The following is a 21,887-nucleotide window of genomic DNA, read 5'->3' as shown; positions in this document are numbered from 1 at the left end:
AAACCTGGTCCTAGGTTGAGCCCAGGAAACAGCCAAACCAAGAAAAACCTGGTCCTGGGCTCAGCCCAGGACCAGGAAGACCACGAGAATCAGGAACAGCGCGGAAGCACCGAAGACCTAGCCGCGCAAAATCAGCGACATCGCCTCGGCGCGTGACTTGGCGTCGTCGCGGAGCAGCCCCCGGACCGCCGACGTGATCGTGCGCGAGCCACCCTTCTGGATGCCGCGCATCGACATGCACATGTGCTCGCATTCGATCACCACGATGACGCCGCGCGGGGCGAGCTCCGCCATCAGCAGGTCGGCGATCTGCGAGTTGAGCCGCTCCTGGACCTGCGGCCGCCGGGCATACACCTCGACGAGCCGGGCCAGTTTCGACAGCCCGGTGATGCGACCGTCGTGGCCGGGGATGTACCCGATGTGCGCGACCCCGTGGAACGGCAGCAGGTGGTGCTCGCACATCGACATGACCTCGATGTCGCGGACGAGGACGAGCTCCTCGTGGTCCGCCTCGAAGGTCGTGGACAGGACCTGCGCCGGGTCGACGCGCAGGCCGGCGAAAAGCTCGGCGTAGGCGCGGGCGACCCGGGCGGGTGTCTTGCGCAGTCCGTCGCGGTCGGGGTCCTCGCCGACGGCCAGGAGGATCTCGCGGACCGCGGCCTCGATGCGCTTCAGGTCGACGTTGCGCTCGACCTCGACGCCGCCGAGCTTGCCGCTGACGAGCCGGGCCGCGACGTGGTCGAGTTCCACCTCGACCTCGACCTGGGCAACTGATGCACCGAGCCCGGCGCCGTCATCGTCGGCGTCGGGCTCGGTGCTGCTGATCTCGCTCAGTTCTTGCCGTCCGTGGTCTCGCCGCCGCTGGTGATCCGGACCTGGTCACCGTCGCCGTTCACGCCGACCGGCTGGCCGACGTCGGAGCCGTTGGCACCGGCCTCGAGGGCCCGCCGCCGGCGGCCGTTGCCGCTGTACGGCGCCATCGGAGGCCGCTTGACCACGCGGGCGCAGATGCGGGCCATGTCGGCCTGGGAGATGGTCTCCTTCTCGAACAGCTCCTCGACGATCTGGTCGAGCACGTCGCGGTATTCGACCAGGATCTCCCACGCCTCGTCGTGCGCGATCTCGATGAGGGCGCGCATCTCGCCGTCGATCTCGGCCGCGACCTTCTCCGAGTAGTCCCGCTCGTGGCCCATCGTGCGGCCGAGGAACGGCTCGCCGTCGCCGACGCCGTACTTGATGGCGCCGAGCTTGGCGCTCATGCCGTACTCCGTGATCATCGAGCGGGCGAGCGCGGTCGCCTTCTCGATGTCGTTGCCGGCGCCGGTGGTCGGCTCGTGGAAGATGAGCTCCTCGGCGGCCCGGCCACCCAGCGCGTACGCCAGGGTGTCGATCATCTCGGAGCGGGTCTGCGTGTACTTGTCCTCGGTCGGCAGGACCAGCGTGTGACCCAGCGAGCGGCCGCGGGACAGGATCGTCACCTTGTGCACCGGCGCGGAGTGCGGCAGCGCCCAGGCGACCAGCGCGTGGCCACCCTCGTGATAGGCGGTGACCCGCTTCTCGTGGTCGCTCATGATGCGGGTGCGCCGCTCGGGGCCGGCGATGACCCGGTCGATCGCCTCTTCGAGGTAGTCGTTGGTGATCGCCCGCTTCTCGTGACGGGCGGTCAGCAGCGCCGACTCGTTGATGACGTTGGCCAGGTCCGCGCCCGTGAAGCCGGGCGTGCGGCGAGCGACCGAGTCGAGGTCGACGTCGGGCGTGAACGGCTTGCCCTTCGCGTGGACCCGCAGGATCGCCTTGCGGCCCTCCATGTCGGGCCGGTCGACGGGGATCTGCCGGTCGAAGCGGCCGGGGCGCAGCAGGGCCGGGTCGAGGATGTCGGGCCGGTTGGTGGCCGCGATCAGGATCACGCCGCCCTTGGTGTCGAAGCCGTCCATCTCGACGAGCAGCTGGTTGAGCGTCTGCTCGCGCTCGTCGTGCCCGCCGCCCATGCCGGCGCCGCGGTGGCGGCCGACGGCGTCGATCTCGTCGACGAAGACGATCGCGGGCGCGTTGGCCTTGGCCTGCTCGAACAGGTCCCGGACCCGGGAGGCACCGACACCGACGAACATCTCGACGAAGTCGGAACCGGAGATCGAGTAGAACGGCACGCCGGCCTCGCCGGCGACGGCGCGGGCCAGCAGCGTCTTACCGGTGCCGGGAGGACCGTAGAGCAGGACGCCCTTCGGGATCTTGGCGCCGAGGGCCTGGTACTTGGCCGGGGCCTGCAGGAAGTCCTTGATCTCGTGCAGCTCTTCGACGGCCTCGTCGGAGCCGGCCACGTCGGCGAAGGTCGTCTTCGGCGTGTCCTTGGAGATCAGTTTGGCCTTCGACTTGCCGAAGTTGAGCACCCGCGAGCCGCCGCCCTGCATCTGCGACATGAAGAGCAGCAGCAGCACGACCAGCACGGCGATCGGCAGCAGGTTGATCAGCAGGCTGAGGAAGATGTTGTCCTGAGTGACATTGACGTTGTACTGGTCGACCTTCTTGTCCGCCTGCAGCGTGGCGAGCTCGTTCTGGAGCTCGTCGGCGAACTGCGAGGTGAACTGGGTTTCGACCTTGTCCGTCTTGGTCTTGTTGATCGTTTCCTTGTTCCTCAGTTCGAGCCTGAGGGTCTGTTCCTTGTCCTGGATCACCGCCTTCTTGGCCTTGCCCTCACGCAACAGGGCAAGCACCTGCGATGTGTCCGCCTTCGTGTAACTGGGGCCGGACGTGAAGAAGGAACTGAGGACGATCGCACCGATGATCACCAGGAGGATCCAGACCACCGGCCGGCGGAACAAACGGGTACGTTCCATGTTGTCGTCGGGCACACGCGGCGCCCGGCCCCTCCATCCGTAAGACCGCTGACCACGCCGGACCCACTGTGCCGACGCGATGTCGCAAGCGTCGGGGAGTATGGCTCAGTTGACGCTCGTGACCATTTGACGGTACACCGTGGCACCGACAGTCGCGGATCGGCGTGGGCCGCCGACGGAATGCTCCCAGCAGACTCCCAGGAAGACCGGGGTCAGCCGCGGCCGTAGACCGAGGGCTTGAGCACCCCGACGAAGGGCAGGTCACGGTACCGCTCGGCGTAGTCGAGCCCGTAGCCGACGACGAACTCGCTGGGGATGTCGTACCCGACATATCGCACCGGCACGTTCACTCTCAGCGCATCGGGCTTGCGCAGCAGCGCCACCACGTCGACCTGGGCCGCGGAGCGGCTCTGCAGGTACTTGAGCAGCCACGAGAGCGTGAGCCCCGAGTCGACGATGTCCTCGACCACGATCACGTGACGGCCGGCGATGTCGCGGTCCAGGTCCTTGAGGATGCGCACCACGCCGGAGGACGTCGTGCCCTGACCGTACGAGGACACGGCCATGAACTCGAGCTCGACCGGAGGGCCGACCCGGCCCAGCGCACGGGCGAAGTCCGCCATGAACATGACGGCGCCCTTGAGCACACCGACGAGGAGGATGGACTCGGCGCCGGCGTAGTCCGCCGCCACCTGCTTGGCGAGCTCCGCCGTCTTGTCGCGGATCTGCTCCTCGCTGATGATCACGTGGTCGATGTCGGACGCGTGCCAGGTGGTGCCGTCGGCCATGCGCCTAGCCTGCCGTATCGGCCCTTCCGGATCGACGGCGGGTCACCCCCGAGAGACTCTCGTCGCAGCGGCGTCAGAAGCCCAGCGCCGCGCCGTCGGCCCGGGGCTCGGAGCCGGCGACGTAGCCGGACGGCGTGCGCCAGATCGCCTGGCCGTAGCCGAAGGCGCCCTGCTCCTCCACCACGCGCACCTGGTGACCGCGTCGCCGCAGGTCGTCGGCGGCGCCGGCGAGGCCCGGCTCGAGGCGCACGTCCAGCCCCGTGTGCCAGTACCAACGCGGCCGGTCGAGCGCGGCCTGCGGGTCCAGCAGGTCGTCGACGGTCGAGCGGACCACCTGGACATGGCCCTGCGGCTGCATGTGTCCGCCCATGACGCCGAACGGCCCGACCGCGGCGCCGTCCCTGGTCAGGAACCCAGGGATGATCGTGTGGAACGGCCGCCGGCGCGGTCCGACCTCGTTCGGATGACCCTCGGCGAGCGCGAACCCGGCGCCCCGGTTCTGCAGGCTGAAGCCGGTGCCGGGCACCACGACGTGCGAGCCGAATCCCATGTAGTTGGACTGGATCAGGCTGACCATGCGCCCGTCGGCATCGGCCGTGCAGAGGTAGACCGTCCCGCCCCGGGCCGGGTCACCGGGCGGGTGCTCGGCCGCCCGCCGGCCGATGCGCGCCCGGCGCTCCGCCAGATAATCAAGATCCAGAAGATGCGGCGGCGGTACGGCCAGCGCAGGGTCCCCCACGTACGCATGCGCGTCGGCGAAACCGAGTTTCACCGCCTCGATCTGCCGGTGCAGGTCGTCCTCGCCTCCCGCGTCGAACCCTTCCAGGATGCCCAGGGCCTGCAGCGCGGCGATGCCCTGCCCGTTCGGCGGCAGCTCCCAGACGTCGTGCCCGCGGTACCGCGCGGAGAGCGGCTCGACCCACAGCGACGCGTGCTCCGCCAGGTCGGCCTCCCGCAGCAGCCCGCCCGTCCGCTCGGCGTGCGCCACGAGCGCCTCGGCGAGCTCGCCCCGGTAGAACGACTCACCACCGGTCGCCGCGATCGACCGCAGCGTCCGGGCGGCGTCCGGGTTGCGGAACCGCTCCCCGGCCCGCGGCGCCCGACCGCCGTGCGTGAACACCCGGCTCCACTCGGTGAACTCATCGCCGGCCAGCCCCGCGTGGACCACCTCGACGGCCCGGTCCCAGTGATGCGCGACGGTCGGCGACACCCCGTAGCCGTGCTCGGCGTATGCGACCGCGTCCTCGAACAGCTCCGCGAACGGCAGCGAGCCGAACCGTCCGTGCAGGTCACGCCAGCCGGCCGGGGCGCCGGGCACGGTCACGGGCAGCCAGCCGCGGGCCGGCATGACCTGGCCCGCGACGGCCTGCGCGCCGCCGAGCGCGGACGCGGCACGCGCCGACGGCTCGCGCTGGACGACGAGGTCCCGGGTCAGCAGCGCCGGCGACCGCCCGGAGGCGTTCAGACCGTGCAGCTGTGAGCCGTCCCACACCAGGGCGAACAGGTCGCTGCCGATGTCGTTCGAACCCGGCTGGAGCACCGTCAGCGCGGCAGCGGTCGCGATGGCCGCGTCCACGGCGTTGCCACCGCGCCGCAGCACCGCCAGCCCCGCCGACGCGGCGAGCGGCTGGGCGGTCGCCACGACGCCCCGCGGCGCGTACACGGGCCGGTGCGGGTGCAGGTCCTTCGACATCTGTGGATCTTAAGCGATGCGGCACACCCGGGTGCCCGGCCCGGCGCCCGCAGCCACCCGGCCACCCCACCCATGCCGATCGGCGACCAGCCCCGCACCGACCCACTGAACCCACGGCACCCCCGGAAGCACACCGGTCACCACGATCGGATCCACGAACCCGCCCATCCGACGCCGCCGACAACCCGGCCGCTCGAAGGCACCCGCGGTCGCGCGGCCGTCAGTCGCGCGGACGACCAGCCCGCGACCGCCACAGCCCGCCGCCGAACAGCGCGCCGCGCACTCTGCCGCTCAGGCGATGCGGCGCAGCCTGCCGCCCTGCCGGGCCACCCGCAGCCCGCCCGGCAGCGCCGCCGGCCCCTGCCCGTGCCAGTCGGTGACCAGCGCGTCCATGGCCACCACGTGAGGGTGCGACAGCGCACCCCCGGACACACCGAGCCGGCGGGCCCACGAGTGCAGCACCCGCGTGCGGACCGGCGCCGGCAGCCGCTCCAGCTGGGCGACGTCCAGCTCGTCCACCCCGACGACCGCCTTGTCGAACGCGTCCGAGGCGAGCTCGTCGAGCAGCGCGGTGTCGGCGGCGATCAGACCCGCGGTCCGGGCGAGGTTGTCGATCACGGCCGGCCCCAGTGCCGCGACCAGCGGCCGGACGCGCGAGCGGGCATACGCGTGATCGGTGTTGTGCGGGTCCTCCCACGGGCTCAGCCCCGCCACCTCGCACGCCGCTCTGGTGTCGGCCCGCGTCACGTCCAGCAGCGGCCGGGCGAACAGCACCCCCTGCCGCTCCCGCCGGGCCGGCATCCCGGCCAGCCCGTGCGGACCAGCACCGCGGGTCAGCGCCAGCAGCACCGTCTCGGCCTGGTCGTCGCGGGTGTGGCCGAGCAGGACCAGGACCGCCCGGTGCGCCTTCGCGGCCGCGACCAGCGCCGCATACCGGGCGTTGCGGGCCGACGCCTCCGGCCCTCCGTGCCCGCCGACCTTGACGGTCCGCACGTCCACCGGGTCGAACTCGTGGTCCCTCGCCCACCCGGCGAGCCGGGCGGCCCGCTCCGTAGAGCCCGTTTGCAGGCCGTGGTCGACCGTGACCAGGCCACAGTGCGTCCGCATGCGCTGGGTGACGAACCTGGCCGCCACGGCGAGCGCGAGCGAGTCGGCGCCGCCCGAGCAGGCCACCAGCACCATGTCGCCCGGCGACACGTCGGCCAAGCCACGCCGGACCGCGGCACGCACCGCGGCCACGGCCGGCGGCAGCGCGGCCATCGCGATCAGCCGATGGCGTCGGGCTTGGCCGGCTGCTCCTGGGTGCCGTCGCCCTCGTCGCCCTCGTCCGCCTTCGCCGCCGGCTCCGCCTCGTTGACGGGCTCAACGGTCGTGGTCGCCGTGGTGACCGGGGGCGTTGCCGTGGCCTCCTCGGCCGTCAGGCCCGCCACCTCGGTCGGCTCCGCCACGCCGGCCTCGGCCGAGGCGGCCTCCACCGGCTCGGGCAACGTCGGCACGGGCGCCGGCGGGACCTCGACGACTCCCGCCTTGGCGGGGGACGCCGCCGGGGACGGGGCGGTCGCGGCCTGTGCGACGGGCGGGACGGCGACGGACCGGCTCAGCGCGCTCGCGCCGAGCACCCGCACGACCCACGCGTCGGGGTCGCCGAGCTCGTCGAGCCGCGGAATGGTCAGCGGCGACTGCCAGATCTTGTTGAAGCCGTCCATGCCGACCCGCTCCACGACCGCGTGGACGAACTTGCGGCCCTCCGCATACTGGCGCATCTTCACGTCGACGCCGAGCAGCTTGCGCAGCACCCGGTCGAGGGGGTTGGCGGTCGACTCGCGGCGCCGGTTGAACTTGGCCCGGATCTCCTCGACCGAGGGCACCACCTCGGGGCCGACGCCGTCCATGACGAACTCGGCGTGCCCCTCCAGGACCGTCATCAGCGCGGTGAGCCGGTCGAGCACGGCCCGCTGGCCGGGCGTCTGGACCAGGTCGAGCACGGAGATCTTGCTGTTGGGGTCGCGGACCACGTCGGCGAGGGCGCCGATGCCACGGCGGAGCCGCTCGGCGAGCTGGTCCTGGTTGAGCTGGGACGCGTCCACGAACGCGCCGACCTCACCCAGGAAATAGCCCCGCATCCAGGGGACCGCGGTGAACTGGACCCGGTGGGTGACCTCGTGCAGGCACACCCAGAGCCGGAAGTCGCGGGGTTCGGCGCCCAGCCGGCGCTCCGCCTCGACGATGTTGGGGGCGACCAGGAGCAGCTGGCCGGGGTCCGCGGAGAAGACCTCATACTGCCCGAGGACCTTGCCCGACAGGTACGCCAGCACGGTGCCCGCCTGGACACCGGTGAACCGTGACCCGATCGCGCTGGTGATCGGCCCCGGCTGTTTGCCGCCGGCGAGCCGCTCGGCCAGGGGCTGGATCACCTGCCGGAGGCCTTCGATGTTGGTCGCCGCCCAGTCGCGGCGGTCGACGATGCGCACCGGCGGTGCGAGAAGCTTCGTGCGCAGGCCGGTGAAGGAGCTGACGTGCTCGGTCGCCTCGTCCGCCAGCCCCCGGAGATCGGTGACGGCGGCGGCGGCCTCCTCGTAGGACACGGCAGGGCCGCTCTTGCCCAACGCCGCGGCGGTTGCCGCGGCCAGATCCCAATCGACGAACTGCGCCATGAACCCACCGTACCCGCGCCCGGCCACGGTCTGCTGCTGAGAAGACCCGGAGTCGACCCTCGGCGACGACTCAGCTACCGGCAGCCACAGGCGGCGAGCGCGGCCGCGACCCGGTCGAGCGCGACGACGGCCTTGTCACGGTCGGTGGTCTGATCGGCCATGAACGCGAACGCGAGGGTCCGCCCGTCGGCATCCACGACGATCCCGGCGAGCGAGTTGACGCCGGTGAGCGTGCCCGTCTTGGCCCGGACCAACCCGGCCGCGCCGGCACCTTCCTGCGCTTTGACGAACCGTCCGGTCAGGGTTCCCGAATACCCGGCGACCGGCAGGCCGCTGAAGATCCCGTGCAGGTCGGCCCGGTCGGAGCGGGCGGCGGTCGCCAGGAGCGTGGTGAGCAGCGCCGGAGACAGCCGGTCGTTGCGGGAGAATCCGCTGCCGTCGACCAGCCCGTATCCGGTCACGGGCAGGTTCAGCTCCTCCAGCACGGCCCGCATGGCGGCGGAACCGCCCTCGAACGACGCCGGCTGGCCCTTGGCCAGGGCAACCTGCCGGGCGAGGATGTCGGCGAGCACGTTGTCGCTCTCCGTCAGCATGAACTCGACCAGCCGCACCATCGGCGCCGACTCGACCTTGCCGAGTTCCTGCGCGCCCGCGGGCGCCGTCCCCGCGACGGCGGCGGCGGGCGGCAACCCGAGCATCTTCGCGAACGCCTGCGCGGCCTGGACGTCCGGCTGGGGGTACCGCACGGCATACGGAGCCCGGTTCGGCCGGCCGCCCTCGGTCATCAGGGGGGTGATCACCGCGCCGGAGCCCGCGGTGGTGGCGTCGGCGTCCCAGCCCGGACCGATCCCGGATCCGGGGGTGAACACGGAGTTGTCGTAGACGACCTTCGTCGGTGCCGTGTCGCCGAGTGCCTTCTTCACCTGCGCGGCCAGGTCGTCGAGCCGGGCGGATCCCGGGTAGTACGGGTTCGGGAACACGGCGAGGGTCGGGTCGCCGCCCGCGACGATCACGACCTCACCCGGCTGCGCGCCGGCGACGACGCGGGTCGGGATGCGATACGCCGGTCCGCGCGCCGCGAGAGCCGTCACGGCCGTGACGATCTTCGTGGTGGAGGCCGGGGTCATCGCCGCGTCGGGCTCGGAGGAGAACAGGACCTGCCCGGTCGCCACGTCCACGACGGAGGCGGTGATGTGCGGCCCGAGCGCGGGCGCGGCAAGCAACGACGTCAGGGCCGCCTTCACCCCGTCCGGCGAGGGCAGCGGCGCCTGGCTGTCCATCGCGGCCAGGACCGCGGGTGGAAGCTCGGGCGTGACGCCGGCGGTCCATCTGGCCTGTCCGTCCGGCTCGGCGAGGCCCAGCAGCCGGATGGTCTGCGGTCCCGCGTACACCGAGCCCAGCGCGGCGACAAGCGCCACGACCAGCGCGATGGCCGCGACAACGGTGCCAACCTGTGGTCTTTCCCTCGCCAACGGACCCTCCCCGTTCCACCGTGGTGCTGTCAGGGAGACTAATGGTCGGCGCAGCGGTGCGAGGGTGAGGAGTCATCAGATGGACTTCGACGTGACGGTCGAAATCCCGAAAGGTCAACGCAACAAGTACGAGGTTGACCATGCGACGGGCCGGATCCGGCTCGACAGGACGCTGTTCACCTCGACGCAGTACCCGGCTGACTACGGCTTCATCGAGGGCACGCTCGGCCAGGACGAGGATCCGCTCGACGCGCTCGTGCTGGTGCAGTCCCCGACGTTTCCGGGCTGCCTGATCCGCTCGCGGGCGATCGGCATGTTCCGCATGACGGACGAGAAGGGCGGCGACGACAAGGTGCTCTGCGTGCCCGCGGAGGACCCCCGCCTGGAGCACCTGCGCGACATCCACCACCTGGGCGAGTTCGACCGGCTGGAGATCCAGCACTTCTTCGAGGTCTACAAGGACCTGGAGCCGGGCAAGAGCGTCGAGGGCGCCACGTGGGTGGGCCGGGTCGAGGCCGAGGCCGAGATCGCCGCCTCCCGCAAGCGCTACCAGGACGCGATCGCCGACGGCACCTATCACGACCCGGGCGTCGCCCCGACCGCGCGCCCGACCGAGTAGCGCTTCAGCCCGCCTCGACGTGCGCGACCTGGATCAGGCGCGCGCCGTCGCGGCGGGTGACCAGCCAGCCCCGCCCCGGCGGCAGCGGACCGGGGCGGATGTTGCCGAGCAGCGCGCCCTCCTCCCTGTCCCCGGACAGCAGCAGGCCGGGTGAGGACAGCTCCCGCAACCGCTGCAGCACCGGCTCGAACAGGGCGCGGGACGCACCGCCGCTGCGCCGCGCCACGATCAGGTGCAGGCCGACGTCGCGGGCCTGCGCGAGGTAGGGCAGCAGCGGATCGATCGGGTTGCCGGGTCCGGCGACGACCAGGTCGTAGTCGTCGACCAGCACGAAGCACTCCGGCCCGGTCCACCAGCCGCGGGTGCGCAGCTGGTCCTGGGTGACGTCGGGCCCCGGCAGGCGCCGCTGCATGTAGGCGGCGACCGAGGCGACGAGGTCCTCGGTCTGCTGCGCGCCGGTGCCATAGCCGATGAGGTGTTCGGTCCGCACCGCGCCGAGCAGGCTGCGCCGGTGGTCGACGAGCACGATCCGCGCCTCCTCGGGCGTGAACCGGTCGCTGATCGTCGTGGCCAGGCCGCGCAGCAGCGTCGACTTGCCCGAGCCGGCGTCGCCGAAGACCAGCAGGTGCGGCTCCGCGCCGAGGTCGACCCGGGCCGGGCGCAGGTCGGTCTCGGCGATGCCGACCGGCAGGTCGAGCGGGTTGGCCGGGTCGGCGTCGCCGGCCACCGCCGCGTGCGGCACGAGGGCCGGCAACAGCCGCACCCTCGGCGCCGCGGCGCCGGTCCAGCCCGCCGCGACCGCCTTGACCAGGTCCGCCTGGTCACCGCCGGCCAGCTTCGGCAGGGCGGCCAGCAGGTGCAGCCCGTCGGAGGTGACGCCCCGCCCCGGCGCCTCCTTCGGCACGTTCGCGGCGGCCTTGCGCGACGCGAGGGAGTCGCTCTCGTCGCCGAGCCGCAGCTCGATCCGGGAGCCGAGCAGGTCCCGCAGCGCCGGCCGGAAGTCCATCCAGCGCGACGCGGACGCGGCGACGTGGATGCCGTAGGACAGGCCCCGGGTCGCGATGTCGGTGATCGTGCTCTCGAGGTCCTCGTAGTCGCCGCGGACGGTTGCCCAGCCGTCGATGACCAGGAACACGTCGCCCCAGGGATCGGCCGCGCCGGCCGTCGCCCGTCGGCGCCGATACGTGGCCATGCTGTCCACGTCCGTCTCGGCGAAGCGCCGCTCCCGGTCGTTGAGCAGCGCCGCGACCTCGCCGACGGTACGGCGGACCGCGGCCGGGTCGAGCCGTCCGGCCACCCCGCCGACGTGTGGCAGGTCCCGCAGGCCGAGCAGCTGCCCACCGCCGAAGTCGAGGCAGTACACCTGGATCTCGGCGGGCGTGTGGGTCAGGGCGAGCCCGACGATCAGGGTGCGCAGCGCCACCGACTTGCCGCTCTGCGTGCCGCCGACGACGGCGACGTGCCCGTTGGCACTGTCCAGGTTGAACCACAGCACGTCGCGGCGCTGCAGGAGCGGCTTGTCGACCAGCGCGACCGGCACCTGCAACGCCCCGCGCAGCCGGGGGTCGGCGACGCTCAGGCCGCGGCCCGCCTCGACCGCGACCGGGCCGAGCAGCTCGTCGATCGACGCCGGCGTGCTCAGCGGCGGCAACCACACCTGGTGCGCGGGGACACCCTGACCGACCAGCCGGTCGACGAGGATGTCGAGCAGGCTTCCCGAGGGCTCCTGCGAGTCCGGCGGCTCCTCCGAGGGCGCCCGGGGCGGCGCGAACCGCGTGTCGTAGACCGCGACCCGCCGCCCCGGCTCCGCAGCCGCACCGGCTCGCCCGGGTTGATGGTGCACGCCCGACACGTACGCGGCCTTGAACCTGGTCAGCGGCTCGGTGCCGGACTTGAGGTAGCCGTGGCCGGGTGAGCGCGGCAGCTCGTACGCGTCGGGGACGCCGAGCACCGTGCGCGACTCCAGCGACGAGAACGTCCGCAGCCCCACCCGGTAGGACAGGTGCGTGTCGAGGCCGCGCAGCCGGCCCTCCTCGAGCCGTTGCGAGGCCAGCAGCAGGTGCACGCCCAGCGACCGGCCGACCCGCCCGATCTGCACGAACAGGTCGATGAAGTCCGGCTTGGCCTCCAGCAGCTCGCTGAACTCGTCGCAGACCACGAGCAGGCTCGGCAGCGGCGCGAGCGGTGCGCCGCCGGCGCGGGCCCGTTCGTAGTCGCGGACCGAGTCGTACTCACCGGCCCGGCGCAGCACCTCCTGGCGCCGCACGACCTCGCCGTTGATCGCGTCGGTCATGCGGTCGACCAGCGGCAGCTCCGCCTCCAGGTTGGTGATGAACGCGGCGACGTGCGGCAGCCTGTCCAACCGGGCGAACGTCGCGCCGCCCTTGAAGTCGATGAGCACGAAGTTGAGCGTCTCGGACGAGTGCGTGGCGGCCAGGCCGAGCACCAGCGTGCGCAGCAGCTCCGACTTGCCGGACCCGGTCGCGCCGATCAGCAGCCCGTGCGGGCCCATCCCGTCCTGCGCCGACTCCTTCAGGTCGATCTCCACCGGCTGCCCCTGCGGCCCCACCCCGATCGGCACCCGCAGCCGGGCGCGGTGCGGGCGCGGTGCCCATGCCCTCGTGACGTCCAGCGACCAGGGGTCGTCGAGCGCCAGCAGCGCCGCCAGGTCGGCGCCGGTGTCCCGGTTGCCGTTTTCGTCATCGGTGCCGCCGACAACCGCCAACCGCAGCGGTGCCAGGCGACGGGCGAGCGCCTCGACCTCGGCGAGCGCCACGGCGTCGGGCACGCCGATCGGGCCCCCCGGCCCGGCCGGGTCCCCATCGGCCGCCACCGACGTCGTCACCAGCTCCCCACCCGACGGGTCGAGCACGATCGCGGCCGGATCGAGCAGCCGGGACGGCGCGCCGTCCAGATCGATCAACGTCACGCCGTCCACGCCGCCGTCGGCACCGAGGTGGCCGCCGCCGTCCAGGTCACCACCGTCGAGCACGACCACCAGGTGCGGCGCGGCACCGCGCCCGGCGGGGCGACCCGCGTCGAACCTGGCCCGGTTGGCCAGGAGGTCGTCGAGGAGGGCCTCCAGCTCGACCGCGGATCCGGCCACCAGCCGCACCGGCCCGACCGCGTCCGTGCGCGTCGGGTGCATCGCGTGCGGCAGCCACTTCGTCCACTCCCACCGCTCCCGGCGGTGCGGCCCGGCGCAGACCGCGATCAGCAGGTCCTCGGGTGCGTGGAACACCGCCAGCTGTGCCAGCATCGCCCGCACCAGTGCCGGGGCCGCGTCATGCGAAGCCTCGGCGCTCAGGTGCACCCGGGCGAAGCTGCGCAGCGAGATCGCCACCGGCAGGTCGGGCACCACCGAACAGGCGTCGAGGAACCGGCGCAGCGCCCCGGCGGTCAGCGGCTCCAGGTCGTCGAGGGGCCCGGTCAGCGGTGGATGCAGCGGCGTGGCGAGGGTCTGCGGGCCGACCGCGACCCGCACCACCGCGAAGTCACCGTCGGTCGGGCGCCGCTCCCACAGCCGGAAGCTGTCCGCCGTCGACCACAGCGAGCCCGGATCGGGATGCCGGTAGTGCAGCCCGGTGCGCTGCTTGGCGGCGGTGTCGCGGACCTGCCGCCGGAGCGCCGCCAGGTGCCGCAGGTAGTCCCGGCGGGCGGCCATCATCTCCGCCTTCTTCGGCCCACCACCCGCACCGGCCGACGTCAGCAGCATGCCCAGCGTCGAGAACCCGAACACCGCTCCGATCACGTACGAATACGTCCCGCCGTCCCGCCCCGCGAACAGCAGCGCGGTGGCGAGGGTGCCGGTGAGCATCGGCACCACCTGGACCAGCTGCTGCCAGCGCGACGGCGGCACCGGCGGGATCTCCGGCGGCGCCTGGACCACCAGGTCGCCGCTCGGGATCTCGGGCGCGGGCCGCCGGGGCGACCGCTTCACGATGACCGTGCTCACGCCAGAGACTGTAAGTCCGGCGCACCCCGAGCGGGACCCCAGATGCATCCTGCGTGACAACTCCATCACACAACGTCCGATTCGTACCGGCGGGGCGACGTCCATCCATCGACCGTGGTACATCTGAATCCATGCCCGCAGCCTCGCCCGGCCTGGCCCGCGTGACGATCAACTCGCCCCAGCGGCGGGTCGACGTCGCGTTGCCCGACGCCGTGCCCGTGGCCGAGCTCCTGCCCGAGCTGCTGCAGCACGCGGGCGTCGGACTCGCCGACGACGGCGAGCGCCACGGCGGCTGGCTCCTGCGCCGCGGCGACGGCACCGCGCTGTCCACCACCACCGGCCTCGCCGGCCAGGAGGTCCGCGACGGCGCCGTCCTGCACCTGGTCCCGGCCCGGTCGGGCTGGCCCGAGCTCGAGTTCGACGACGTGGTCGACGCGATCGCCGCCGGCGCCCGCCGCCAGGGCGTCGCCTGGAGCCCCGCCGCGACCCGCGCCGCCGCCCTCACCGCCGCCGGCGCCGGCCTGCTCGTCGCCCTCACCGCCACCGTCCGCGGCGACCTGCCCCTGCTGGCCGCGGTCGCCGCGCTGATCCTGATCCTCGCCGGCACGCTCGCCTCCCGCGCCTACGGCGACGCGCTCACCGGCGCGACCCTCGCCGGATGCGGTCTGCCGTTCGCGGCCGCCGCCGGCTGGCTCACCGCCCCGCCGCTCACCGACGCCGCCGGCCGGACCCTGCTGGCCTCGACCGCCCTCCTCATCGCCTCGCTCCTGGCCGGCGCCGGCGTCGCCCACCTGGTCCGGCTCTTCGTCGCCGGCGCCACCACCGCCCTGCTCGGCGTCACCGGCGCCTTCCTCGCCATGCAACTGCGCCCGGCCGCGGCCGCCGCCGTCGTCCTCGCGGCACTCGTCGCCGGCGTGGCCGGCACCCCGCTGCTCGCCATCCGCCTCGGCAAGCTGCCGATGCCCGTCGTCGCCCTCCCCGGCAACCTCACCGCGACCGGCGCCGGCCTCGGCACGCCCCCGGACCGCGGCCGCGTCTTCGCCGCCGTCGCCCGCACCGACGAGATGCTCACCGGCATGCTGCTCGGCTGCGCCGTCACCGCCGCCGCCGCGACCACCGTCCTGACCCACTCCCGCGACGTGTCCGGCCTGGTCCTGGTCGCGGTCGCCGGGGTGGCCCTGCTCCTGCGTGCCCGCATGTTCGTCACCGTCCGCCACCGGTTACCCCTGCTCGCGGCCGGCGGCTGCGGCCTGGCGACCCTGGCCGGGTCCGCCCCACCCGCACCGGCGCTGGCGGCGCTGATCGCGGTCGTGGGCACTGGGGTGGCCCTGACCGGCGCGCGAGCGGCGGTGCGCCCGCTTTCTCCCTACGCCGGCCGCGCCGCCGACATCCTCGACATCCTCTGCCTGATCTCGACGGTGCCGCTCGCCTGCGCCGTCCTGGGCCTGTACGGCCTGCTCAGCTGACCCGTCCACCGCCACCTGCCCGGGACGTCCCGGCCGCCGGCACCGCTCTCGACACCGACGCCCGCGCGAAATCGCGGCACAACCCCCGCGGCACGCCGCCATCCTTCGATCACGGTCGCAAGATCGACCACCGGCACGGGCTCACCGCGGCCCTGAGAATCTCGGGCTGCCACCGCCCGGCGACGGACGTTTAGCGGTTGGTTAAGAATCGCCCGGCGGCGGGGCGGGAGGCTGACAGACCCGGCCAACACGGTCCAGAATGGGTGCCATCGCACCCGCCTCCCTCCCCCGCGCCGCCGCCCGTGGCCTCGTTACGGCGGTCTTCGCGCTGCTGGCGTGCCTGGTCACGGCGCAGCCGGCCGCCGCCGACCAGACCAGGTCGGCGCAGTGGCAGCTCAACGCGCTCGACGCGAAGGACGCCTGGAAGGTGTCGACGGGCAGCGGGGTGATCATCGCGGTGCTCGACAGCGGGGTCGACGCGACGCATCCCGATCTCGCGGGGCAGGTGCTGCCCGGGCTGGATCTCGTCGACGGCGGTGACGGCCGGGTCGATCCGGTCGGGCACGGCACGACCGTCGCCGGGTTGATCGCGGGGCGGGCCGACGACAACGCCGGCGTCGCCGGGATCGCGCCGGGGGCGAAGATCCTGCCGGTGCGGGTGCTCGACAAGCTGAACAAGTACGACGACCCCGCCGTCATCGCCACGGGAATCCGCTGGGCGGTCGATCACGGGGCGACCGTGCTCAACCTGTCGCTCGGCGGCGCGCTGCGCAGCGACGAGATCGCGGAGGCGTTGCGATACGCGGCGGACAATGACGTCGTCGTCGTCGCGTGCACCGGCAACATCGCGACCGACCCGTCGATCCACGAGGTGTGGTATCCGGCCCGGGAGCCGGGGGTTGTCGCGGTCGCCGGTTTGAGCGGGGGTACCCCACCGAGCGCCAAACCGACGGCAAGCCCGAACCCGTCGAAGGCGGGTGGCAATGGTGGCGGCGGGCTGTGGGCCGGATCACTGACGGGACCGGAGACCGTGCTGACCGCCCCCGCCGACAATCTCACCGGTGCGCGCCCCGGCGGCGGGTACTGGCAGGTGCAGGGCACCAGCTTCGCCGCTCCGCTGGTCGCCGCGACGGCGTCGCTGATCCGGGCGAAGTATCCCAGGATGAGCGCCGCGAACGTGATCAACCGGCTGATCGGCACCGCGAAGGATCTGGGCGCGCAGGGGCGGGACGACCGGTACGGGTTCGGCGAGGTCGACCCCCTGGCCGCGCTGCGCGAGCCGGTGGCGGAGGTCGCCGCGAACCCGTTGACCGTCGCCGCGCCGAAGACGGAGAGCGGGAAGCCGGCGCGGCCGAGCGCGGCGGCCCAGAAGACGGAGGAGGGCGGCGCCGCCCCGCAGCCGGTCAGCGAGACGGCCGGCCTGGCCGGGGCCCGGCAGTCACCGGACGCCGAACCCGTCGGCAGCAGCGTCACCGTCGGTCTCGTGGCCACGCTGCTGATCCTGATCCTCGGCGCCGCCGGGGTCCTGGCCCGCCACCGAACCAGACGCGACGACCGCTTTTAGGGCCTGTGTCGAAGTAGGCGCCCGGGCGAGGCGGGTCCTAGGCGCATTTCCCCGTTCCGGTGGGGTCGTTGTGGGTCTTGCCGGCCTCGGCGACGACGGCGGCCTCGTCCGCGGTGATGGCGAAGCCGGTGTTCTGGTCGTCGGCGGCGGCGGCGAAGATGACGCCGAGGACGGTGCCGTCGGGCGAGACGAGCGGGCCGCCGGAGTTGCCGCTGCGGACCAGCGCCCGGATCGTGTAGATCTCGCGGGTGACCTTGCCGTCCTCGTAGATGTCGGGGCCGGTGATCTCGCGGTGGTCGCGGATGCGGGCGGACTGCGCGTTGTACGGCCCGTCGAGCGGATACCCGATCACGATGGCGTCGGCGTTCGTCTCGGCCTTCTTCGTCGCGAACGGCATGACGGGCGCGTTGAGCCCCTTGACGTAGAGGACGGCCAGGTCGCGGTCGGGGTCGTACGCGACGACGATCGCCTTCTTCTGCGAGCCGTTGACCTCGACGGTGGTCGATTTGGTGCCGGCGACGACGTGGGCGTTGGTCATGACGCGGTCGGTGGCGTAGACGAAGCCGGAGCCCTCGATGCGCCGGGAGCAGCTCTGCGCGATGCCGCGGACCTTGACCACGGACCGCTCGGACTTCTTCACCAGCTCGGAGCCGGCGAGCTTCGGGTCCGGCGCCTCGACCTCCCGGACGCGGGTCGGCGACAGGCCGTCGAACACGTCGGGGAAGCCGCGCGTGTCGACGGTGTCGCGCAGCGCGGCGGACAGCTGGTCGGCCTGTTGCGGCATGAGCTTGTCGACGCCGTTGAGGATGAACGAGTTGCTCACCGAGCGCGCCAGCCACGGCAGCGACGACTGGCTCAGCGGCGCGGCGACCAGCCAGACCACGACCAGCACGGCGACGACGGAGACGACCGCGCCGCCGGCGTTGTCGACGCCCTGCGCGGTGCGGTTGACGATCGCGCTGCGCAGCCGGTTGCCGACGAAGCTGGCCAGGGCCTGGCCGGCGACCGCGAGGCCGAAGACCGCCGCCAACGAGACGACGACCCGGATCGGGTCGTCGTCGAACTGCTGGGCTATGACGGGCCCGACCTGCAGGCCGAGGAGCGCACCGCCGAAGAAGCCGGCGAATGACAGCAGACCAACGAGGAACCCCTGGCGGTAGCCGTTGACGGCGAACATCACCACGAGGAGCACTAGGACGATATCGATCACGCTGCCAGACACGCATTCAGCCTACGGTGGCGGCACCAGGTGTCGGCAGTTCCTCAACCCGGTCTGTCGGCCAGTCGACCGCCCATCCGCCGAGTTCCAGCAGCGTAGAGACCACGCCGGCGGTAAATCCCCACACCAACATGTCGTGTATCCGAAACGCCGGACCGATCCATCCGCTCGGGTGACGGATGCGCAGGCGGTTCGCCGGGTCGACCAGATCGCGGATCGGCAGGCGCTCGACCCGGGCCACCTCGGCCGGATCGGCGGGCCCGACGGGGTGCGGCGAGCGCCACCACGCGACCACCGGCGTGACGAGGAAGTTACTCACCGGGATCCACAGGGTCGGCAGGGTCGCGACGACCTCGACGGTGGCCGGGTCGAGCCCGACCTCCTCCTCCGCCTCCCGCAGCGCGCACGCGATCGTGTCGATGTCGGTCGGGTCGACCGCCCCGCCGGGAAACGCCGGCTGCCCCGCGTGGTTGCGCATCGTCGCGGCGCGCTGGAGCACCAGGATGTCGGGACCACTCTCCGGCTGCTCACCGAACAGGACCAGCACCGCGCTCTGCCGCTGCCCTTCGTCGTCCGGGGTCGGCAGGCGCGTGAAGTCGCCCGCCTCGGCGTCGCGCAGACGGGTCAGGAGCGGCTCCAACCAGTCGGGAATGTCACTCATGCCGCCACCTCGATCCCGAGGTGGGCCGCCGTGAGCGCCCTGATCTTCTCGTCGTCGAGGGCGATCCCTTGGTACGTGTAAACGATGCGACCTCCTGGCGCGATGAACAGCGTCGCCGGCAGCGCACTGGCGACGGACCTCCCCACGACCTGGCTCAACGCGATCGAGAACTGCTGGTCGCGGTCCTCCAGCATCGGAAACGTCAACTGTTTGTCGTCGATCACCGACTGCGCGGCCGGCCGGGAATCCATGACGATCACGCCGACGACCCGGACCTTGCTCCCGGCCGAGGTCACGAACCGCTGGAAGGCGGGCAGCTCCGTGCGGCACGGCTCGCAGTTGGAGCGCCACAGGTTGAGAATCGTCGGGGCGTTGCCGAGTTGCGCCACGTCGACGTAGCGGCCGCCGTCGAAGCACCGCACGGCCATCGCGGGCAGCGGCTTGCCGGCGGACGACGGCGCCGGACCCGGCGAGGCGGCGGCCGAGGCGGCCGGCAGGCACGGCGGGCCGGTCGGCGCCGCGGCGCCGTCGTCGGTCTTCGGAGATTCCGCGGTGCACCCGGCGAGCGCGAGCAGCGCACCGGCCACCAACCCGGCGAGGACGCGCCTCATGAGGCCAGCGCCAGTTCGGTCAGCTCCGCGACCCGCGGGCCCTTCAACAGCCCGATCGCTGTTTCGAGGTCGGTGGGGCCGATCCCGTACGACGGGCAGTCACGCCGCAACGTGCACGCACCACACGCCGGTTTGCGGGCGTGACAGACCCGCCGCCCGTGGAAGATCACCCGGTGCGACAGCATCGTCCAGTCGCGGCGCTCGATCAGCCCACCGACGGCGGACTCGATCTTCACCGGATCGGTCTCCGTGGTCCAGTGCCACCGTTGCGTGAGCCGCTGGAAGTGGGTGTCGACGGTGATGCCGGGCACCCCGAACGCGTTGCCGAGGATCACGTTGGCGGTCTTGCGCCCGATCCCGGGCAGGGCGACGAGCTGGTTGAGCGTGGCCGGGACCTCGCCGTCGTGCCGCTCGATCAGCGCCTGGCCCAGCTTCATCAGCGAGTCGGTCTTGTTCCGGAAGAAGCCCAGCGGCACCAGCATGTCCTGCATCTCCGTGCGGTCCGCGGCCGCGTAGGCGGCGGCGTCCGGGTAGCGCGCGAACAGCTTCGGCGTCACCTGGTTGACGCGCACGTCCGTCGTCTGCGCGGACAGGATCGTGGCGACGGCGAGCTCCAGCGGGGTGCCGAAATCCAGCTCGCAGTGCGCGTCCGGGTGGATCGTCGCGAGTGCCCGCCCCATCCTGCGGGCACGCCGCTTCAGCCCCAGCGCAGTCTCTGTCACGCTCCGACTTTACGTCGCCGCCGAGCCGGGGCGGCTCGGCCCGCCCGGCAGTTGGCGATCGGTGGATCAGCCGCCCGCCGGTGCGGTGATGGCCCCGTCGGCGGCGATCTTCGCTCCCGTGGTCGGGAAGTCCTGCTTCGTCAGGTTGGACACGAACGGGATCGCCTGTTTCTTCGGGTCGGGTTGCGGCAAACCGGGCGCCACCATGTACGTCGCCGTCAGCGAGCCGCTCTTGTACGAGCCGTCGCCACCGAGCGTCACCTTGAGCACCCCGCCGATGCCGACCACGCCGTTGTAGCTCAGCGCCCGGTATCCGGCGAAGTTGCCGAGGCTGTACGCGATCAGCCGGCCCTTGTAGAACTCCATCGCCCGCATCACGTGCGGCCCGTGCCCGACGACCAGGTCGGCCCCGGCGTCGATCACCTTGTGCGCGAACGCGATCGTGTCGCACCGGTTCTCCCCGAGGAAGAACTCCGTGCCGGGCTTGGTGTGCGTCTTGTCGGAGCCTTCCGCGCCCTGGTGGACCTGCACGACGACCAGGTCGGCCTTGGTCGCGGCCTCCTTGATGATGCTCTCCGCCGCGTCGAGGTCACTGCACAGGTTGGACCACTTGTACGAGGCGAACCCCACGACCGCGATCTTCACGCCCTTGGCCTCGCCGACCGAGATCATCCCGGGCCAGCCGGTGTACTTGATCCCGGCGCCGTCGAGCGCCTTCTGCGAGTTCTTGTACCCGACCTCGCCGAAGTCGTACGCGTGGTTGTTCGCCATGGTCATCATGTGGAACCCGGCGTCCTTGAGGTTGCTCACGTAGCCCGGTGGGGTCCGGAACGCGAAGCACGTCTTGCCCGCGGACTCCGCGGAGCACTTGCCGACGCCGGTGTCGTCGGTCAGCACCTGCTCCAGGTTGCCCATCTGGAAGTCCGCCGCGAGGAAGCTCTTGACCGGGTCGAAGAACCCCTTGCCGTTGTTCGGCGGCAGCCCGCCGGGCGCCATGCCCATCACGATGTCACCGGTGGCGGTCATCGTGATGCCCTCGGCCGGTCCGGCCGCGGCCGGCGCGGAGGTGCCACCCGGCGTCGCCGGGTCGGTGCCCTGCTGCGCCGGCGGCGCGGCGGTGTTGGTCGGCGCCGGGTCGTCACCGCTGAGGAACGTCGCCGCCCCCGCCGTCCCGGCACCGATGATGAGCGCCGCGAGCGCTCCCAGGATGATCGCCGTGCGGCGCCCGCTCCCGTTCTTCTGCGGCGGCGCCTGCCCCGGCAGCGGCAGTTTGCGCCGCCCGGCCCGTTCCTCGGGCTGATACGCCTGCGCCGCGAACAGGTCCTCAGGGCCTCGGGTCGCCCCGGGGTCCGGCGCCCGCGAGGCGCTGTAGACGGGCCCGCTCGCCTGCGCGCCGTAGACGGGCCCGGTGGTCTGCCCGGCGCCGAACGACGGACCGGCCGGCCCATCGCCGTAACCCGGCCCGTCACCGTACGCGGGGCCCTCGCCATACGCCGGACCGCTGACCGACCCACCAGCGCCGAACACCGCCCCACCTGCCGGCGGCTGACCGTCGCGGAAGGTCCCAGTGGCCCCGTCCCGGAACGTGCCGGTCGCGGGCGGCTGAGCGTCGCGGAACGTGCCGGTGGC

14 protein-coding genes and 2 pseudogenes are annotated in these 21,887 nt (G+C 72.6%); 3 read left to right on the top strand and 13 right to left on the bottom strand.

Annotated elements, in window-relative coordinates:
• Window positions 1–117: 117 nt before the first annotated feature.
• The 7 genes and pseudogenes from folE to dacB all read right to left on the bottom strand — a co-directional run bounded on the left by folE (window position 118) and on the right by dacB (window position 9,387).
• Window positions 118–750, bottom strand: coding sequence for a GTP cyclohydrolase I FolE (gene folE, locus Dsi01nite_RS25300; protein WP_239136157.1), 633 nt, complete (start codon window positions 748–750; stop codon window positions 118–120).
• A gap of 199 nt (window positions 751–949) precedes the next feature.
• Window positions 950–2,834 (bottom strand): annotated as a pseudogene (gene ftsH / locus Dsi01nite_RS25295) (ATP-dependent zinc metalloprotease FtsH); the annotation flags it as partial.
• Window positions 2,835–3,046: 212 nt separating this feature from the next.
• A complete protein-coding gene (hpt, locus tag Dsi01nite_RS25290; RefSeq protein ID WP_203848738.1) occupies window positions 3,047–3,622 on the bottom strand; it encodes a hypoxanthine phosphoribosyltransferase in 576 nt (191 codons plus the stop codon).
• 73 nt (window positions 3,623–3,695) lie between these two features.
• On the bottom strand, window positions 3,696–5,315 hold the full coding sequence (locus Dsi01nite_RS25285; RefSeq protein WP_203848737.1) for a gamma-glutamyltransferase family protein: 1,620 nt from the start codon (window positions 5,313–5,315) through the stop codon (window positions 3,696–3,698).
• Window positions 5,316–5,606: 291 nt separating this feature from the next.
• On the bottom strand, window positions 5,607–6,575 hold the full coding sequence (gene tilS / locus Dsi01nite_RS25280) for a tRNA lysidine(34) synthetase TilS (protein WP_203848736.1): 969 nt from the start codon (window positions 6,573–6,575) through the stop codon (window positions 5,607–5,609).
• 350 nt (window positions 6,576–6,925) lie between these two features.
• Window positions 6,926–7,969: pseudogene (locus Dsi01nite_RS25275) on the bottom strand (Rv3626c family coenzyme F420 biosynthesis-associated protein); the annotation flags it as partial.
• Window positions 7,970–8,043: 74 nt separating this feature from the next.
• Window positions 8,044–9,387, bottom strand: a complete 1,344-nt coding sequence (gene dacB, locus Dsi01nite_RS25270; RefSeq protein ID WP_239136156.1) for a D-alanyl-D-alanine carboxypeptidase/D-alanyl-D-alanine endopeptidase — start codon at window positions 9,385–9,387, stop codon at window positions 8,044–8,046.
• Window positions 9,388–9,520: 133 nt separating this feature from the next.
• On the opposite strand from dacB, the gene Dsi01nite_RS25265 reads away from it, so the two are divergent.
• Complete coding sequence (locus tag Dsi01nite_RS25265; RefSeq protein ID WP_203848733.1) at window positions 9,521–10,060, top strand: inorganic diphosphatase; 540 nt, start codon at window positions 9,521–9,523, stop codon at window positions 10,058–10,060.
• A gap of 4 nt (window positions 10,061–10,064) precedes the next feature.
• Here the strand turns inward: Dsi01nite_RS25265 and eccCa are convergent, their stop codons facing one another.
• Complete coding sequence (gene eccCa / locus Dsi01nite_RS25260; RefSeq protein ID WP_203848732.1) at window positions 10,065–14,015, bottom strand: type VII secretion protein EccCa; 3,951 nt, start codon at window positions 14,013–14,015, stop codon at window positions 10,065–10,067.
• Between the two features lie 131 nt (window positions 14,016–14,146).
• On the opposite strand from eccCa, the gene eccD reads away from it, so the two are divergent.
• Together eccD and mycP are read left to right on the top strand one after the other, a co-directional pair.
• Window positions 14,147–15,481 (top strand): type VII secretion integral membrane protein EccD, encoded by a 1,335-nt coding sequence (gene eccD, locus Dsi01nite_RS25255; RefSeq protein ID WP_203848731.1) that lies wholly within the window; start codon window positions 14,147–14,149, stop codon window positions 15,479–15,481.
• Between the two features lie 259 nt (window positions 15,482–15,740).
• Window positions 15,741–17,045 (top strand): type VII secretion-associated serine protease mycosin, encoded by a 1,305-nt coding sequence (gene mycP / locus Dsi01nite_RS25250; protein ID WP_203848730.1) that lies wholly within the window; start codon window positions 15,741–15,743, stop codon window positions 17,043–17,045.
• A 37-nt stretch (window positions 17,046–17,082) separates the two neighbouring features.
• Here mycP and Dsi01nite_RS25245 read toward each other — a convergent pair whose 3' ends face one another.
• The 5 genes from Dsi01nite_RS25245 to Dsi01nite_RS25225 all read right to left on the bottom strand — a co-directional run bounded on the left by Dsi01nite_RS25245 (window position 17,083) and on the right by Dsi01nite_RS25225 (window position 21,521).
• Window positions 17,083–18,267 (bottom strand): MarP family serine protease, encoded by a 1,185-nt coding sequence (locus tag Dsi01nite_RS25245; RefSeq protein ID WP_275423414.1) that lies wholly within the window; start codon window positions 18,265–18,267, stop codon window positions 17,083–17,085.
• 4 nt (window positions 18,268–18,271) lie between these two features.
• Window positions 18,272–18,925: an NUDIX hydrolase gene (locus Dsi01nite_RS25240; RefSeq protein WP_203848729.1), complete on the bottom strand. Its 654-nt coding sequence runs from the start codon at window positions 18,923–18,925 to the stop codon at window positions 18,272–18,274.
• A complete protein-coding gene (locus tag Dsi01nite_RS25235) occupies window positions 18,922–19,536 on the bottom strand; it encodes a TlpA family protein disulfide reductase (RefSeq protein ID WP_203848728.1) in 615 nt (204 codons plus the stop codon). Before Dsi01nite_RS25235 ends, Dsi01nite_RS25240 begins: the two co-directional genes overlap by 4 nt.
• Window positions 19,533–20,216 carry an endonuclease III gene (nth, locus tag Dsi01nite_RS25230; RefSeq protein ID WP_203848760.1) on the bottom strand — a complete coding sequence of 228 codons (684 nt, stop codon included), beginning with the start codon at window positions 20,214–20,216 and terminating at the stop codon, window positions 19,533–19,535. Before nth ends, Dsi01nite_RS25235 begins: the two co-directional genes overlap by 4 nt.
• 108 nt (window positions 20,217–20,324) lie before the next feature.
• Window positions 20,325–21,521, bottom strand: a complete 1,197-nt coding sequence (locus Dsi01nite_RS25225; protein WP_373318829.1) for a CapA family protein — start codon at window positions 21,519–21,521, stop codon at window positions 20,325–20,327.
• Window positions 21,522–21,887: the final 366 nt, after the last annotated feature.

The organism is Dactylosporangium siamense (assembly GCF_016862795.1).
GTDB classification, from domain to species: domain Bacteria; phylum Actinomycetota; class Actinomycetes; order Mycobacteriales; family Micromonosporaceae; genus Dactylosporangium; species Dactylosporangium siamense.
This window is presented reverse-complemented; position numbering and strand designations above follow the sequence as displayed.

Coding starts and splice junctions, on each gene's coding strand:
- hpt (WP_203848738.1), bottom strand. CDS start 3,622: ATGGCCGACGGCACCACCTGGCACGCGTCCGACATCGACCACGTGATC.
- Dsi01nite_RS25285 (WP_203848737.1), bottom strand. CDS start 5,315: ATGTCGAAGGACCTGCACCCGCACCGGCCCGTGTACGCGCCGCGGGGC.
- tilS (WP_203848736.1), bottom strand. CDS start 6,575: ATGGCCGCGCTGCCGCCGGCCGTGGCCGCGGTGCGTGCCGCGGTCCGG.
- Dsi01nite_RS25265 (WP_203848733.1), top strand. CDS start 9,521: ATGGACTTCGACGTGACGGTCGAAATCCCGAAAGGTCAACGCAACAAG.
- eccD (WP_203848731.1), top strand. CDS start 14,147: ATGCCCGCAGCCTCGCCCGGCCTGGCCCGCGTGACGATCAACTCGCCC.
- mycP (WP_203848730.1), top strand. CDS start 15,741: ATGGGTGCCATCGCACCCGCCTCCCTCCCCCGCGCCGCCGCCCGTGGC.
- Dsi01nite_RS25240 (WP_203848729.1), bottom strand. CDS start 18,925: ATGAGTGACATTCCCGACTGGTTGGAGCCGCTCCTGACCCGTCTGCGC.
- Dsi01nite_RS25235 (WP_203848728.1), bottom strand. CDS start 19,536: ATGAGGCGCGTCCTCGCCGGGTTGGTGGCCGGTGCGCTGCTCGCGCTC.
- nth (WP_203848760.1), bottom strand. CDS start 20,216: ATGGGGCGGGCACTCGCGACGATCCACCCGGACGCGCACTGCGAGCTG.